This window comes from Dyella sp. (genome assembly GCF_051962475.1).
GTDB lineage: Bacteria > Pseudomonadota > Gammaproteobacteria > Xanthomonadales > Rhodanobacteraceae > Dyella_A.
Genome location: NZ_JBQCCF010000016.1, coordinates 107,281 through 121,253, shown reverse-complemented (window position 1 = coordinate 121,253; position 13,973 = coordinate 107,281). Strand labels below are relative to the sequence as shown.

Sequence of the window (13,973 nt, the reverse complement as noted above, 5' to 3'; positions counted from 1 at the left end):
GTGTAAGAAGGAAACGACCGGCGCAGCGAATGCCGCGCCGGTCGCCAGTGTAAGGATCAGGCCGCGATGTTGATCGCCGCGGCCCGCGCGCGTCAGGCCGCTTCCACCGCCTGGGTCAGCAGCATGCGGGCGATCGACACGGCCGCCTCGCGACCGTCGTACACCGCGCGCACCACCAGGTCGGCACCGCGCACGTTGTCGCCGCCGGCGAAGATCTGCGGATGGGCCGTCTGCAACGGCAACGCACCGTCGGCGCCGGTGATCACCCGGCCGTTGCGCTGCAGCGTCACACCGTGCGCCTTGAGCCAATCCGGCGGGCTGGGCAGGAAGCCGAACGACTGGATCACCACGTCGGCGGCGAGCTCGTACTCGCTGCCGGGCATGTTCTGCGGACGCGGGCGGCCGTGGCCGTCGGCAACCAGCTCGGTGGCGATCACCCGCACGCCGCGCACGTGACCATGGCCATCGTCGAGGATCTCCAGCGGCTGGCGCTGGAACACGAACTCCACGCCTTCCTCGCGTGCGTGTTTCACCTCGCGCGCCGAGCCCGGCATGCTCGCCTCGTCGCGGCGGTAGACGCAGCTCACCGACGACGCGCCCAGACGCACCGCGGTGCGCACGCAATCCATGCCCGTGTCGCCGCCGCCCAGCACCACCACGCGCTTGCCGGCGAGGTCGATCGGCGAAGGTTCGTCGCGCAACAGGCGTTCGGTGTTGGCGATCAGGAACGGCAACGCGTCGTGCACGCCGTGCAGCGCGCGGCCGGGCAACTCACCATCGACGTAGGTATATGCACCGGTGCCGACAAACACCGCGTTGTAGTCGTCCAGCAGCTGGCCGAACTCGATGTCGCGGCCCACTTCCTTGTTGAGGAAGAAGCGCACGCCCATCTCCTCCAGCACCGCGCGGCGCGTGCGCACCACGTCCTTCTCCAGCTTGAACGGCGGGATGCCGAACGTGAGCAGGCCGCCGATCTCGCTCTGCCGGTCGTAGACGTCGGCGGCGATGCCGACGCGGCGCAGACGGTCGGCACAGGCCAGCCCGGCCGGACCGGCGCCGATGATCGCCACGCGCTCGCCGGTCTCTCGCACACGGCTGAGGTCCGGCCGCCAGCCTTGCCGCAGTGCTTCGTCGGTGACCCAGCGCTCGATACTGCCGATGGTGACTGCGCCGAACGCGGTCTGCTCCAGCGTGCAGGCGCCTTCGCACAGGCGGTCCTGCGGGCAGATGCGGCCGCAGATCTCCGGCAGCGGGTTGGTCTCGTGCATCAGCGTGGCCGCTTCCATGATGTGGCCGTCCTGCACCAGCTTGAGCCAGTTCGGGATGTAGTTGTGCACCGGGCAGGCGTGCTCGCAGTACGGGTTGCCGCAGTCGATGCAGCGCTCGGCCTGGGTGCCTGCCTCCTTCGTGGCGAAGTCGCCGGAGATCTCGCCGTAACCGAGCACGCGCACGTTGACCGGCACGGTGCGCGGCGGCTGTCGCGGCACGTTGAGGAACTGGAAGGTCTTGTCGGTCATGAGTAGTTCCTGCAACCGCTGTCCATCGTGGCGGTACCGGCAGAGGTATCGGAAATGCGTGGCGTCATGCCCGCGAAGGCGGGCATCCATTTTGCTTTGGGGCAAAAGCGGAAGGTGGATGACCGGCATTCGCCGTTGAAAAGCACCTCCCGCTTTCGCGGGAATGACGGCGCGTCGGCGCCTTGTACGGACTGGGTTGGCACCTTCATGCTGCGCTCCGCAGTTCGTCGGCCAGCGCGGCCAGGCTCGCGGCCTTCGGCTTGACCAGCCAGAACTTGTACTGCAGGCCGCGGAACTCGCGCAGGATCTGCCGGCCCCAGTCGCTGTTGGTGTATTCGACATGGCGCGTCACCAGCTTGCGCAGGTGCTGCATGTAGTGCTCCATGCCCTCCGGCGAGATGCGCAGGATGTCGACCAGCTCGTGGTTGTAGCAATCGACGAAGTCGCGCTCCAGATCGAGCACGTAGGCGAAGCCGCCGGTCATGCCCGCGCCGAAGTTGAGGCCGACCTTGCCCAGCACCGCCACCACGCCGCCGGTCATGTACTCGCAGCAGTGGTCGCCGGCGCCTTCCACCACCGCCAGCGCGCCGGAGTTGCGCACCGCGAAGCGCTCGCCGGCGCGACCGGCGGCGAACAGCTCGCCGTCGGTGGCACCGTACAGGCAGGTGTTGCCGATAATCGCCGCGTCCTGACTGGCGAACGGCGAATCGGCCGGCGGACGCACGATGATGCGGCCGCCCGCCATGCCCTTGCCGACGCCGTCGTTGGCCTCGCCGGTGAGCTCGATGTGCACGCCGCCAGCGTTCCATGCACCCAGGCTCTGGCCGGCCGCGCCGGTAAGCGCGAGCGTGATCGGCGATTCGTCCATGCCGTGGTCACCGTGGGCGCGCGCCACCTCGCCCGACAGCCGCGCGCCGATCGCGCGATCGGTGTTGGCGATGGCGTACTCGAAGCGACCGCCGCGCTTGCCGAGCACGGCATCGCGGGTGTTGGCGCTGATCCGCGAGGCCAACGCGGCGGGGTCGCGCATCGGGTTGCGCGCCAGCGTGCAGGTCGCGTCCGCGCTGGCGCTGAGGCCACGACCGTCGATCAGCGGCGAGAGATCCAGCCGGTGCTGCACCGGGGTGGTGCCTTCGAGCTGATGCAGGAGGTCGGTGCGCCCGACGATCTGCTCGAGCGATCGCACCCCCAGCTGCGCCAGCTGCGCGCGTACGTCTTCCGCCACGAAGCGGAAGTAGTTCATTACCATCTCGGGCAGGCCGATGAAGTGCTCCTTGCGCAGCACCGGGTGCTGGGTGGCCACTCCGGTGGCGCAGTTGTTGAGGTGACAGATGCGCAGGTACTTGCAGCCCAGCGCCACCATCGGGCCGGTGCCGAAACCGAAGCTCTCCGCGCCCAGCATCGCCGCCTTGATCACGTCCAGCCCGGTCTTCAGGCCACCGTCGGTCTGTAGCCGCACGCGGCCGCGCAGGTCGTTGCGGCGCAGCGTCTGCTGAGTCTCGGCCAGGCCCAGTTCCCACGGCGTGCCGGCGTACTTGATGGAGGTCAGCGGGCTGGCGCCGGTGCCGCCATCGTGGCCGGACACGGTAATGAGATCGGCGCCGGCTTTCACCACGCCTGCGGCGACCGTGCCCACGCCGGCATGACTGACCAGCTTCACCGAAACCAGCGCGTCGGGATTCACTTCCTTCAGGTCGTGGATCAGCTCGGCCAGGTCCTCGATCGAGTAAATGTCGTGGTGCGGCGGCGGCGAGATCAGGCCGATGCCGGGCTTGGCGTAGCGCAGCCGGGCGATGGTCGCGTCGACCTTGTGGCCAGGCAGCTGGCCGCCCTCGCCGGGCTTGGCGCCCTGCGCAATCTTGATCTGCAGCACCTCGGCGTTGACCAGGTAGTGCGGTGTGACGCCGAAGCGACCCGACGCCACCTGCTTGATCTTGGACATCTTCTCGGTGCCGTAGCGGGCGGGATCTTCACCGCCCTCGCCCGAGTTGGAGCGCGCGCCGAGCCGGTTCATCGCCGTGGCCAGCGCCTCGTGCGCCTCGGGCGACAGCGCGCCCAGCGACATGCCGGCCGAGTCGAAGCGCTTGAGGATCGCCTCCACCGGCTCGACCTCCTCAAGCGGGATCGGCGCAGCCAGCGGCTGCGCCCCGAGCAGGTCACGCAGCGCCGACGGCGGGCGATGATCGACGTGGTTGGCGTACGTGCGGTAGTCGGCCGCATCGCCGGTGCGCACCGCCTGCTGCAGGGTGGCGATCACGTCGGGGTTGTACATGTGGTACTCGCCGCCGTGCATGTACTTGTAAAGGCCGCCGGCGCGCAGCGGCAGCGCCTCGTTCCAGGCCTCGGCGGCGAGCAGGCGCTGGTCGTGCTCGAGATCCTCGAAGGTCGCGCCGCCGATGCGCGAGGGCGTGCCGGGAAAGCACAGCTCCACCACCTCCGGCGCCAGCCCCACGATCTCGAACAGCTGCGCACCGCGGTAGCCGGCGATGGTCGAGATGCCCATCTTGGAGAGGATTTTCAGCAGGCCCTTGCGGATGCCGCGACGATAGCTGCGGCCCACCTCGGCGCGGTCGGCGTCGATGTGGCCCTGGCGACCGAGCTCGAACAGGCTCTGGTAGGCCAGCCACGGATAGATCGCGGTGGCGCCGTAGCCGATCAGGCAGGCGAACTGGTGCGGGTCGCGCGGGGTGGCCGTTTCCACGATGAGGTTGCACTGGCAGCGCAGGCCCTGCTCGATCAGGTACGCATGCACCGCGCCGACCGCCAGCAGGGCGTGGATCGGCAACTTGCCGCGCTCCGGATAGCGATCACTGAGGAACACCAGCACATGGCCCTCGCGCACGGCCTGCGCGGTGTCGCGGCACAGCCGGCGCAGCGCCTGCTCCAGCCCTTCCTCCGGCGCGTACATCAGGTCGAAGCGCGGCGTGCCGACGAACTGCGGCAGCGCCAGCAGCTGGCGCAGCTTGCGCTGGCTGAGGATGGGCGAGTTGATCAGCGTCTGCTTCGCGTTCTCCGGACGGAAGTCGAACACGTTGCCTTCGGGGCCGAGCTGGGTCACCAGCGACATCACCAGCTTCTCGCGCAGCGGATCGATCGGCGGGTTGGTGACCTGGGCGAAGGCCTGGCGGAAGCGGTCGAACAGCGGGCGCACCTGGCGCGACATCGCCGCGATCGGCGTGTCGTCGCCCATCGAGCCGGTGGCCTCGGCCTCCAGATCGGCGAGCACCTTCAGCACCGACTCGCGCTCCTCGCGGGTGAGGCCATAGAGCTTCTGGTAGCGGTGCAGTTCGTCCGGCGGCAGCGGCTCGGCCGCCAGCGAAGGGTCGATCAGGTCCGATTCGAGATAGCTCACGCCAGCGCGCAGCCACTCGCGGAACGGCGCGCGCGAACGGTTGATGGCGTCGATGTCGGCGTCGCGCAGCAGGCGATGCGCCTTCAGATCCACCGCGATCATCTCGCCCGGCGCGAGCCGGCCCTTGGCCACGACCTTCGACGAGGGCACGTCCCACAGCCCCGCCTCGGAGGCCACGATGAGATGGTTGTCGGCCGACAGCGCCCAGCGTGCGGGGCGCAGGCCGTTGCGGTCGAGCGTGCAGGCGGCGTAGTGGCCGTCGCACATCACCAGGCCGGCCGGACCGTCCCACGGCTCGCTGTGCAGTGCGTAGTACTCGTAGAAGCCCGCCAGATCCTCGTCGATGCCTTCGCGCGCGGCGAACGCCGGCGGCACCAGCACGCGCATCGCGGCGAGCAGGTCGAGCCCGCCGGCGAGCAGCACTTCCAGCGCGTTGTCGAGGCTCTCGGAATCGGAGCCGTTCTGGCGCACCAGCGGGCCGAGGTCGCTGAGGTCCAGCAGCGGCGAGCGCAGGATCGACTCGCGCGACTGCATCCAGCGGCGGTTAGCGCGGATGGTGTTGATCTCGCCGTTGTGCGCCAGCAGCCGGAACGGCTGCGCGAGACGCCACTGCGGCATGGTGTTGGTGGAGAAACGCTGGTGGAACACCACCGCATCGGAGCTGAGCGCTGGATGCAGCAGATCGGGGTAGACCTCGCGCAGGCGGCCGGGTGCGGCCATCGCCTTGTAGCCGATGACGTCGGCTGACAGTGTGATCACATAGAAATGCCCGTCGTCGCGCAGCGCGTGCTCGGCGCGGCGGCGGGCGCGGAACAGGGCGCGTTCGAATGCACCCTCGTCCATGCCGTGCGCGGGCTCGACGAAGATCTGCCGCACCCGCGGCTGCGCGGCCGAGGCCAGCGGTCCGCACGCCTCGGCGTTTACCGCCACTTCTCGCCAGCCGGCGGCCTCCACACCCTCCTCGCGCAGGCTGCGCTCGAGCTGCAGCGCCGCGGCATCGCCGCCGGCCGGATCGAGAAACACCACGCCAGCGGCAAAGCGCTCGCCCAGCGCGATGCCCGATTCCTTGGCCAGCGCTCGCAACCAGGGCCGCGGCCGATGCAGCAGCACGCCACAGCCGTCACCGCTGATGCCGTCGGCATTGACGCCTCCGCGATGCGAGAGCTTGGCCAGCGCGTCGAACGCGGTGTCCACCACCCAGGCGCTGGCGCGCCCCTCCACCTGCGACACCAGGCCGAAGCCACAACTGTCGTGTTCGAAGCTCGCGTCGTACATGCGCGGCGTAACCTGCTGGTGCAAGGTCGCTTCCCTCATCGCTGGATGAAACGGTTGGGGACACCAACGCCTGCAGCGCACGCGCTGCAGGCAATTGACAAGACGTGCGCTCCGACTGTACGCACATTTGATGCGCCGCGTCAAAGACATTTGGGCGTCTAAACGGAAAAACGCAAAGTGGTTGCGGAAGAGACTGCCGGCGCCGCCTCGCCGCCGCCGCGATGGTCAGTGATAATCCTCCCCATGCCCACGCCTCCCGCTTTCCGCCTGCTCCTGCCGATCTGCCTCGCCAGCGCCTTCATACTGCTTGCCGCACCGCCGGTGCTGGCCCGTCGCACCGGTCAGAGTGCCGCTGAGAAGGCCCGCGCCGAACACAAGCTGGACAGCGTGCGCAGCCGCATGGAGGCGCTGGCCAAGGCGCAGGAGGAGACCGCCAGCCAGCGCGATCGCGTCAACGCCGAACTGGCCAAACGCGCGCGCGCCCTGGCCAGCGCAGCAGGGGCGGTGCGTGCCACCGAGGCGCAGATCGCCGCCAAGCAGCACGACCTGGAACAGTTGCAACAGCAACGGTCGGCACTGCAGTCGAAACTGGATCACCAGAAAGCCGCCATCGCCGACCTGCTGCGTGCCACCTATGCGCTCGGCCAGGGCTCGGACCTGCGCCTGCTGCTCGGCGACGAGGACGTGGCGCGCATCGCGCGCGCGCTGGCCTACTCCAAGTACTTCCAGCAGGACCGCCTGCAGCGCGTGCAGCAACTGATGGGCGACCTCACCAAGCTGCAGGACGTGGAAACCGCCATCACCGCCGAGCAACAGGCGCTGGAAGCCACCCGCGCACAGCAGGCCGAACAGGCCAAGGCGCTGGCCGCGCGCCGGGCCGAGCAGAAGAAACTGGCCGACCAGATCGACGCCACCTACCAGGACGAGGCCGCCCGGCTGGCCGCGCTCAAGCGCGACGAGGCCGCGCTCACCTCGCTGGTGAGCAAGCTGCAGGCAGCCATCGACGAGGCCGCCCGCGTTGCGGCGCGCGAGGCGGCGCGCGAGCACGGCGGCCACGCGCCGGCAGGCGGCGGCAAGACGCCGGTGCTGGCCAACATCCGCGGCAGCCTGCCGTGGCCGGCAGCCGGGGCGGTGCACAGCTACGGCAACGGCGTGCTGATCAAGGCGCCCGGTGGCAGCGAAGTGCACGCCGTGGCCAAGGGCCGGGTGGTGTTCGCCAACTTCCTGCGCGGCTACGGCATGCTGGTGATCCTCGACCACGGCGGCGGCTGGATGAGCATGTACGGCAACAACGAAGCGCTGCTGCACCGCGTGGGCGACACCCTGGAAGCCGGCGAAGCGGTGGGCACCGCGATGGCGCCGACCGGGGTCAACACCGGCGCCTATTTCGAGCTGCGCCACGGCAACAAGCCGGTGGACCCGCGCAGCTGGCTGGCCAGCCATCGTTGACGCCACCCCGTGCCGCGACGCAGGCTAGCGAACGCGGGAATTACCGTTGCCGCCAGCGGTCCAAGCCGCCGCGCATCCTGCGCTTACCTCGAGTTGTCCGGAGTTTTCCCATGCGTCTTTCCACCTGCGGCCTGATCGCCCTCCTGCTCGCCGCGCCGCTGGCCCACGGCCAGGACCTCCCCGAGTCATCGGCGAGCGCAGCGGCGCCGGCCGCCGCCGGCTCGACGGCCGGTGCGCCCGATGCGGTGGACCTGGAGGACATCCGCAATTTCAGCCGGGTGTTCGAGGTGGTGCGCCAGGCGTACGTGGAGAAGGTCGACAACAAGACCCTGATGAAGGCCGCGATCAGCGGCATGCTGTCCGGGCTGGATCCGCACAGCGAATACCTGGACAAGGACGGCCTGGCCGAGCTCACCGAGGACACCACCGGCGCCTACAGCGGCCTGGGCATCGAGGTGATCGAGCAGGACGGCCAGCTGCGCATCGTCTCGCCGATCGACGACACGCCGGCTGCGCGCGCGGGCATCAAGCCCGGCGACACCATCGTCAAGATCGACGGCAAGCCGATCACCGAGGAAAACATCGACGCGATGTTCAAGGACCTGCGCGGCGAGCCGGGCAGCAAGATCACCCTCACCATCGTGCACGACAAGAGCGACAAGCTGATCGACCTGCCGCTGGTGCGCGAGAAGATCTCGGTCACCAGCGTGCGCACCCGCGAGATCGAGCCCGGCTACGCGTACATCCGCATCAGCCAGTTCCAGGAGGACACCGCGCCGGACCTAGAGAAGAAGGTCGGCGAGCTGATCGCCAAGCACGGTGCGCAGAAGGGCGCGGTGCTCGACCTGCGCTCCAATCCCGGGGGCCTACTGACCGCTGCGGTGGCAGTGAGCGATGACCTGCTCGATGCCGGCACCATCGTCACCACCCGCGGCCGCCTGGCCGACGCCAACCTCAGCTTCACCGCCCACCCGGGCGACCTGCTCAACGGGGCGCCGCTGGTGGTGCTGGTCGACAACGGCACCGCGTCGGCGGCGGAGATCGTTTCCGGCGCGCTGAAGGACAACCACCGCGCGCTGATCATCGGCAAGCGCACGTTCGGCAAGGGCGTGGTGCAGACCGTGCTGCCGCTGGACGCCGAGCACGCGGTGAAGATCACCACCGCGCGCTACTACACGCCCAGCGGCACCTCGATCCAGGCCGAAGGCATCAAGCCGGACATCGCGCTGGCCGACCTCACCGTGAACAAGGCCGACAGCGGCCCGCAGCTGATCACCTCCGAGGCGGACCTCAGCCATCACCTCGCCAACGAGGACGGCAACGCGCCGAAGGACATCAACAACGACGGCAGCGCCGAGAACGCCAAGCTGGCCACCCAGGACTATGCTCTGTCGCAGGCGCTCAACGTGCTCAAGGGGCTGGCGCTGAACCGACCGGCGGCGGTGCCGGCCAAGCGCTGAACCGACCGGCTCAAGCGCCCATGCCGGGCGCCAGCTCACGCAGGCGCGCGGCAAGCGCGTCATCGTCCAGCAGGGTGAAGCCCGCGAACTCGAACGCGGGCGCGACCAGGCAGGTACACAGGGCATAGGCGCCCAGCGGGCGCGACGTCTGCCACGCTCCGGCGGGCACCACGCGGATCGGCTGCACATCGCTGTCGGGATCGCCTAGCGGCCCCAGCCGGAAACGTTCCAGCCGGTCGCTGCCGGGATGGTAGACCAGCAGCTCCAGCGGATCGCCCTCCACGAAATGCCAGGCCTCCTCGGCATCCACGCGGTGCCAGTGGCTGCGCTCGCCGGCGTCCAGTAGAAAGTGGATCGCGCTCAGCGCCGGGCGCTGGCCCGGTGCCGTCTTGGCGGTGTGGATGCGGCGGAAGTGGCCGCCCTCCACGTGCGGCACCAGGGCGAGCCGGTCGATCAGGACGGCGGCGCGCTAGGGCATGGCCGATCAGGCGCGCCCGGCGCCGTCCGCGGCGGGCTTGAGCAGCCACGCCACCGCCAGCACGCCCAGCTCGTAGAGCAGGCACATCGGCACTGCCAGCATGATCATCGAGGTGATGTCAGGCGGCGTGATGAAGGCAGCAATGGTGAAGGCGCCGACGATGGCGTAGCGGCGGCCGCTGCGCAGCTTCTGCAGGTTCACCACGCCGATCGCGGCGAGGATCACCACCGCCACCGGCACCTCGAAGCACAGGCCGAAGGCGAAGAACATCAGCAACACGAAATCGAGGTAGTGGGTGATGTCGGTCATCATCTCCACGCCCTGCGGCGTCACCGCGGCGAGGAAGCGAAACGCCGCCGGCAGCACCAGGAAATAGGCGAACGCGCAGCCCATGTAGAACAGCACCAGCGCCGCGACCAGCAGCGGCCGCGCCAGGCGCTTCTCGTGCTTGTACAGGCCAGGGCTGACGAAGGCCCACAACTGATAGAGGATCATCGGCATCGAGATGAACAGCGCCACGTAGAACGCCAGCTTCAGCGGCGTCACGAACGGGCTGGCCACCTCGGTGGCAATCAGGTGCGCGCCCTGCGGCAGGCGCGCCACCAGCGGCGCGGCCAGCTCGGTATAGAGGCGGTTGGCCATCGGCACCAGGGCCAGCAGCACCAGCAGCACCGTGACGCTGGCGCGCACGATGCGGCTGCGCAGCTCCAGCAGGTGCGAGAACAGGCCCTGCTGCAGGTCGATCGACGGCTCAGGGCTGGCCATGTGACACCTCGTCCGAAGAACCCGGCGCGGGCGTCGCGGGCTTGGCCTTCATCAGTTCATCGGGGGACGCCGCATCGATCGGCGCGGACGGCGGACTCGGCGCATTGGCGTCCGCACCGGCCAGGGTCGACACATCGGCGCGGACGGCGGACTCGGCCTTGCGCGTCGCCTCGTTGAGCTCGGCCTGTGCGGCGTTGAGTCGCACCTGGGCGGCCTCCGCCTGCGCCGCGGCCTCGCGGGCAGCCTTGCGGATCTCCTCCACCTGCAACTCACGCTCCACCTCAGCGCGCACGCTGTCCCAGCCAGACCGTAGACGCCGCAGCAACGTGCCGGCAGTACGCGCCGCCACGGGCAGCTTCTCCGGCCCCAGCACGATCAACGCGATGACGGCAAGCAACAGCAGCTTGCCGAAGCTGATCTCGATCATGGCCGCACGCCGTCGACGTGCTTACTTGGCGTCGCTGGAGTCGCGCTGACTCTGCGTGGCGGCATCGGGCGCCTTGGGCGGATCGGCCTGCAGCCGCTCCTCGGCCTGCTTGCGTTTGGCCGCATCCTCTTCGTCGCCGTTGAGGCCCTTCTTGAAGTCGCGCATCGCCCCGCCGAGGTCGGCGCCGATGTTACGCAGCTTGCCAGTGCCGAAAATCACCACGACCACGATAAGCAGGATGATGAGATGCCAGATGCTCATGATGTCCTCGAATGCCAAACCGGTTGGGACGGCGCGCCACACCTGCCGCGGCGCGCGGTCCTGATCAACGCGAAGTGTACTCCTCCAGCCGGTCGCGGAAATCGACTACTTGGCTCGGCACGTTGCTTACGCCGCCCTCGAAAATGCGCCGCGGCGTGACGCCGGCACCATAGATCGAAGCATTGGCGTCGTAGTCGATGCGCAACGCGGAGCCGTCCAGCGCCACGCCAGCGAACAGGCCGCGGGCGCGGGAATAGGAATAGATCTCCGCTTTCATCTGGCTGTCGGTGGCGGCGCTGGCGGTGCGGCCCACCGGACCGGCCGCGGCTGACGCATCCGCGCCCAGGGTGAACTTGCCGTTGACGATCGAGTCCACCCCGCGCTGGGTGCGGAACACCAGCACTACGTCGGTGGAGGACACGCCGATCTGGAAGCCTACGCTGCCGCCGGTCATGGTGATGAAGCTGGGGTTGGACCAGGTGCCGTCTGGACCCTTCACCGAAATCAACCCTTCGCCGCGACGGCCGCCGAAGATGAAACCGGCCTTGACCATGTCGGGGATCACCGCGATCGCCTTGGCATCGCGCAGCAGATCCTGCGGAATCGCCTTGTCCGGCGCCTGCATGACCTCGTTGAGCACACGCACGGCGTTCTGCGCGCGCACCAGCGGCGGGTCCTCGGCATGAGCGGCCATGGCCGGCAGCAGGAGGGTCAACGCGAGCAGCGACCAACGACGCAGGGATGCTTTGAACATGGAAGGCTCCGGGGTCAGGAAAAAACGGGATCGTGCGGCATTTCGCGCGACCAGGCCGGGGGTGCGGCCTGTGGCAGACTGGGCGGCCATTTTCCGACCGCCGTCGACGCCCATGAGCAGCAACTATACCGGCCTGGCCGGGTATGCCCACGACCAGCCGGCCAAGGCTGGCGTACTGCTGGTGAACCTCGGCACACCGGAAGCGCCGACCGCGGCGAAACTGCGCCCCTACCTGGCCCAGTTCCTCAGCGACCCGCGGATCATCGAGCTGCCGCGCTGGCTGTGGAAGCTGATCCTGCACGGGGTGATCCTGCGCATTCGGCCCAAGCGTTCAGCGCATGCCTATGCGCGTATCTGGACCGAGCAGGGCTCACCGCTTCGAACCGGTAGCGAGGCACTGATGCGGGCGCTGCAGGGGGAGCTTTCCGGGCGCCGGCCCGGCCCGATCAAAGTCGAGCTGGCGATGCGCTACGGCGAACCGTCGGTGCGTCGGCAGATCGAAAAGCTGCAGCGCGCGGGCGTGCGCCGGCTGCTGGTGCTGCCTCTGTACCCGCAATATTCCGCGACCTCCACCGGCTCGGTGATCGATGCGGTGGCCGACACGTTGAAAGTGCTGCGCTGGCCGCCAGAGCTGCGCCTGATCAACGACTATCACGACGATCCCGCGCACATCGAGGCACTGGCTAGGAGCGTGGAGGCGTTCTGGGCCGAGCGCGGCCGCGGCGACAAGCTGCTGCTGTCCTTCCACGGCATTCCCGAGCGCTACCTGCGCGCAGGCGATCCGTACTTCTGCCAGTGCCACGCCACCGCGCGCCTCCTGCGCGAGCGACTGGGGCTGGAGGCGGACCAGGTAATGACCAGTTTCCAGTCGCGCGTGGGCCGCGAGCGCTGGCTGCATCCGTACACCGACGAGACGGTGAAGCAGCTGGCGAAAGACGGCATCGGGAAGCTCGACGTGATTTCCCCCGGGTTCGCTGTGGATTGCCTGGAAACGCTGGAAGAGATCGCGATGCAGAACCGCGAATTCTTTCTCGAAGCGGGCGGCAGCGACCTGCGCTACATCCCCGCGCTCAACGACTCGCCAGACCAGGTGCGAGCGCTGGCCGACCTGGTGCTGCGCCACGCGCAGGGCTGGCCGGAATTCGCGCCCGACTACGATGCGGAGGCGGCGCGCGCCCGCCAGCTCGCCGCCAAGGCCCGGGCCGATGCCATGCACGGACGAACCGGTTGAAGCGGATGGGCGAGCCGCGCGAACTTCACATCGATCTGCCCACCCTGCGGCTGGCCGCACTCACCTGGGGTGAGGACGACGCGCCGTCGCTGCTCGCCCTGCACGGCTGGCTGGACAACGCTGCCAGCTTCGCGCGGCTCGCCCCGCGGCTGGCTGCGCAGTATCGAGTGATCGCGCTGGACCTGCCCGGTCACGGCCACTCCGATCATCTGGGCGAGGGCGCCAGCTACCACTGGCCGGACTACGTGCGCGCCGTGCTGGGCGCAGCCGACGCGCTGGGCCTAGCGCGCTACGTGCTGCTCGGCCACTCGCTGGGCGCCGGCATCGCCTCGATGGTGGCCGCCGCCCGACCCGAACGCATCGAACGCCTGCTGCTGATCGAAGGCCTGGGCCTGCTCGGCGACGACGGCACGCAGACACTGCAGCGCTTTCGCGACGCACTCGCCGCCGAACCGGCCGGCAAGCGCCTGCGCACCTTCGCCAGCATCGAGCAGGCGACCAGCGCGCGCACCCTGGCCAGCGGCCTGCCAGCCGCGCAGGCGCGGCCGATCATCGGACGCGCGCTGCGCGAAGCCGACGGCGGCTGGCAGTGGCGCAGCGATCCGCGCATCAACCGCCCCACCCCGCTGCGTCTGGCCGAAAGCCAGATCCATGCCCTGCTCGCCGGCATCAACGCACCCACCCGCCTGTTGCTGGCCGAGCCAGCCACCTCATACCTGCCCAGCGAGCCGATGCAGCGCCGCGCCGAATGCGTGCGAGATATCCGCGTCACGCACATGGCCGGCGGGCATCATCTGCATCTGGAGCATGCGCAGGCGGTGGCGGAGTGGGCGTTGCGGGCGGATTGATCCGACCGACGGGCAACCACCGCAAGTGGCAATAGCTGCCTACGTCGGAAACGTCGCCGGCATCCCGTCCGAGCCCCACGTCGCCATCCCAGCAAAAGCGGGCATCCCCTGTCTTCAAGCGCGAAGCACGAGTCGCGGGATGACCGGCATCGGCCA

General features: G+C 69.1%; 11 protein-coding genes and 1 pseudogene. 4 read left to right on the top strand and 8 right to left on the bottom strand.

Annotated elements, in window-relative coordinates; genetic code table 11:
• Positions 1-92: 92 nt before the first annotated feature.
• The 3 genes from ACTHJF_RS03110 to gltB are packed head-to-tail and all read right to left on the bottom strand — an operon-like array spanning position 93 to position 6,183.
• The gene (locus ACTHJF_RS03110; protein WP_440265791.1) at positions 93-1,517 is read right to left on the bottom strand and encodes an FAD-dependent oxidoreductase; all 1,425 of its coding nucleotides are present in this window, start codon (positions 1,515-1,517) and stop codon (positions 93-95) included.
• Positions 1,514-1,726, bottom strand: coding sequence for a hypothetical protein (locus ACTHJF_RS03105; protein WP_440265790.1), 213 nt, complete (start codon positions 1,724-1,726; stop codon positions 1,514-1,516). The genes ACTHJF_RS03110 and ACTHJF_RS03105 overlap by 4 nt, the downstream gene beginning before the upstream one ends.
• The gene (gltB, locus tag ACTHJF_RS03100; protein WP_440265789.1) at positions 1,723-6,183 is read right to left on the bottom strand and encodes a glutamate synthase large subunit; all 4,461 of its coding nucleotides are present in this window, start codon (positions 6,181-6,183) and stop codon (positions 1,723-1,725) included. The genes ACTHJF_RS03105 and gltB overlap by 4 nt, the downstream gene beginning before the upstream one ends.
• Before the next feature lie 204 nt (positions 6,184-6,387).
• Here gltB and ACTHJF_RS03095 point away from each other — a divergent pair, with 204 nt between their 5' ends.
• A complete protein-coding gene (locus ACTHJF_RS03095; protein WP_440265788.1) occupies positions 6,388-7,593 on the top strand; it encodes a murein hydrolase activator EnvC family protein in 1,206 nt (401 codons plus the stop codon).
• A gap of 110 nt (positions 7,594-7,703) precedes the next feature.
• Positions 7,704-9,053, top strand: a complete 1,350-nt coding sequence (locus tag ACTHJF_RS03090; RefSeq protein WP_440265787.1) for a S41 family peptidase — start codon at positions 7,704-7,706, stop codon at positions 9,051-9,053.
• A gap of 10 nt (positions 9,054-9,063) precedes the next feature.
• Here ACTHJF_RS03090 and ACTHJF_RS03085 read toward each other — a convergent pair whose 3' ends face one another.
• The 5 genes and pseudogenes from ACTHJF_RS03085 to ACTHJF_RS03065 all read right to left on the bottom strand — a co-directional run.
• Positions 9,064-9,507, bottom strand: coding sequence for a cupin domain-containing protein (locus ACTHJF_RS03085; RefSeq protein WP_440265810.1), 444 nt, complete (start codon positions 9,505-9,507; stop codon positions 9,064-9,066).
• Between the two features lie 30 nt (positions 9,508-9,537).
• Positions 9,538-10,296, bottom strand: coding sequence for a twin-arginine translocase subunit TatC (gene tatC / locus ACTHJF_RS03080; RefSeq protein WP_440265786.1), 759 nt, complete (start codon positions 10,294-10,296; stop codon positions 9,538-9,540).
• The gene (tatB, locus tag ACTHJF_RS03075) at positions 10,283-10,723 is read right to left on the bottom strand and encodes a Sec-independent protein translocase protein TatB (protein ID WP_440265785.1); all 441 of its coding nucleotides are present in this window, start codon (positions 10,721-10,723) and stop codon (positions 10,283-10,285) included. Before tatB ends, tatC begins: the two co-directional genes overlap by 14 nt.
• 21 nt (positions 10,724-10,744) lie before the next feature.
• The gene (gene tatA, locus ACTHJF_RS03070) at positions 10,745-10,984 is read right to left on the bottom strand and encodes a twin-arginine translocase TatA/TatE family subunit (RefSeq protein ID WP_440265784.1); all 240 of its coding nucleotides are present in this window, start codon (positions 10,982-10,984) and stop codon (positions 10,745-10,747) included.
• A 67-nt stretch (positions 10,985-11,051) separates the two neighbouring features.
• Positions 11,052-11,723, bottom strand: a pseudogene (locus ACTHJF_RS03065) (lipid-binding SYLF domain-containing protein); the annotation flags it as partial.
• 127 nt (positions 11,724-11,850) lie between these two features.
• Between ACTHJF_RS03065 and hemH the strand changes: the two are divergent.
• Positions 11,851-12,969 (top strand): ferrochelatase, encoded by a 1,119-nt coding sequence (gene hemH, locus ACTHJF_RS03060; protein ID WP_440265783.1) that lies wholly within the window; start codon positions 11,851-11,853, stop codon positions 12,967-12,969.
• Positions 12,970-12,974: 5 nt separating this feature from the next.
• Entirely contained in the window at positions 12,975-13,817 is an 843-nt protein-coding gene (locus ACTHJF_RS03055; RefSeq protein WP_440265782.1) for an alpha/beta fold hydrolase, read from the top strand.
• Positions 13,818-13,973: the final 156 nt, after the last annotated feature.

Bases quoted from the DNA above. Each gene is read 5' to 3' on its own strand.
- ACTHJF_RS03110 (WP_440265791.1), bottom strand. From the start codon at position 1,517: ATGACCGACAAGACCTTCCAGTTCCTCAACGTGCCGCGACAGCCGCCG.
- ACTHJF_RS03105 (WP_440265790.1), bottom strand. From the start codon at position 1,726: ATGAAGGTGCCAACCCAGTCCGTACAAGGCGCCGACGCGCCGTCATTC.
- gltB (WP_440265789.1), bottom strand. From the start codon at position 6,183: ATGAGGGAAGCGACCTTGCACCAGCAGGTTACGCCGCGCATGTACGAC.
- ACTHJF_RS03095 (WP_440265788.1), top strand. From the start codon at position 6,388: ATGCCCACGCCTCCCGCTTTCCGCCTGCTCCTGCCGATCTGCCTCGCC.
- ACTHJF_RS03090 (WP_440265787.1), top strand. From the start codon at position 7,704: ATGCGTCTTTCCACCTGCGGCCTGATCGCCCTCCTGCTCGCCGCGCCG.
- tatC (WP_440265786.1), bottom strand. From the start codon at position 10,296: ATGGCCAGCCCTGAGCCGTCGATCGACCTGCAGCAGGGCCTGTTCTCG.
- tatB (WP_440265785.1), bottom strand. From the start codon at position 10,723: ATGATCGAGATCAGCTTCGGCAAGCTGCTGTTGCTTGCCGTCATCGCG.
- tatA (WP_440265784.1), bottom strand. From the start codon at position 10,984: ATGAGCATCTGGCATCTCATCATCCTGCTTATCGTGGTCGTGGTGATT.
- hemH (WP_440265783.1), top strand. From the start codon at position 11,851: ATGAGCAGCAACTATACCGGCCTGGCCGGGTATGCCCACGACCAGCCG.
- ACTHJF_RS03055 (WP_440265782.1), top strand. From the start codon at position 12,975: ATGGGCGAGCCGCGCGAACTTCACATCGATCTGCCCACCCTGCGGCTG.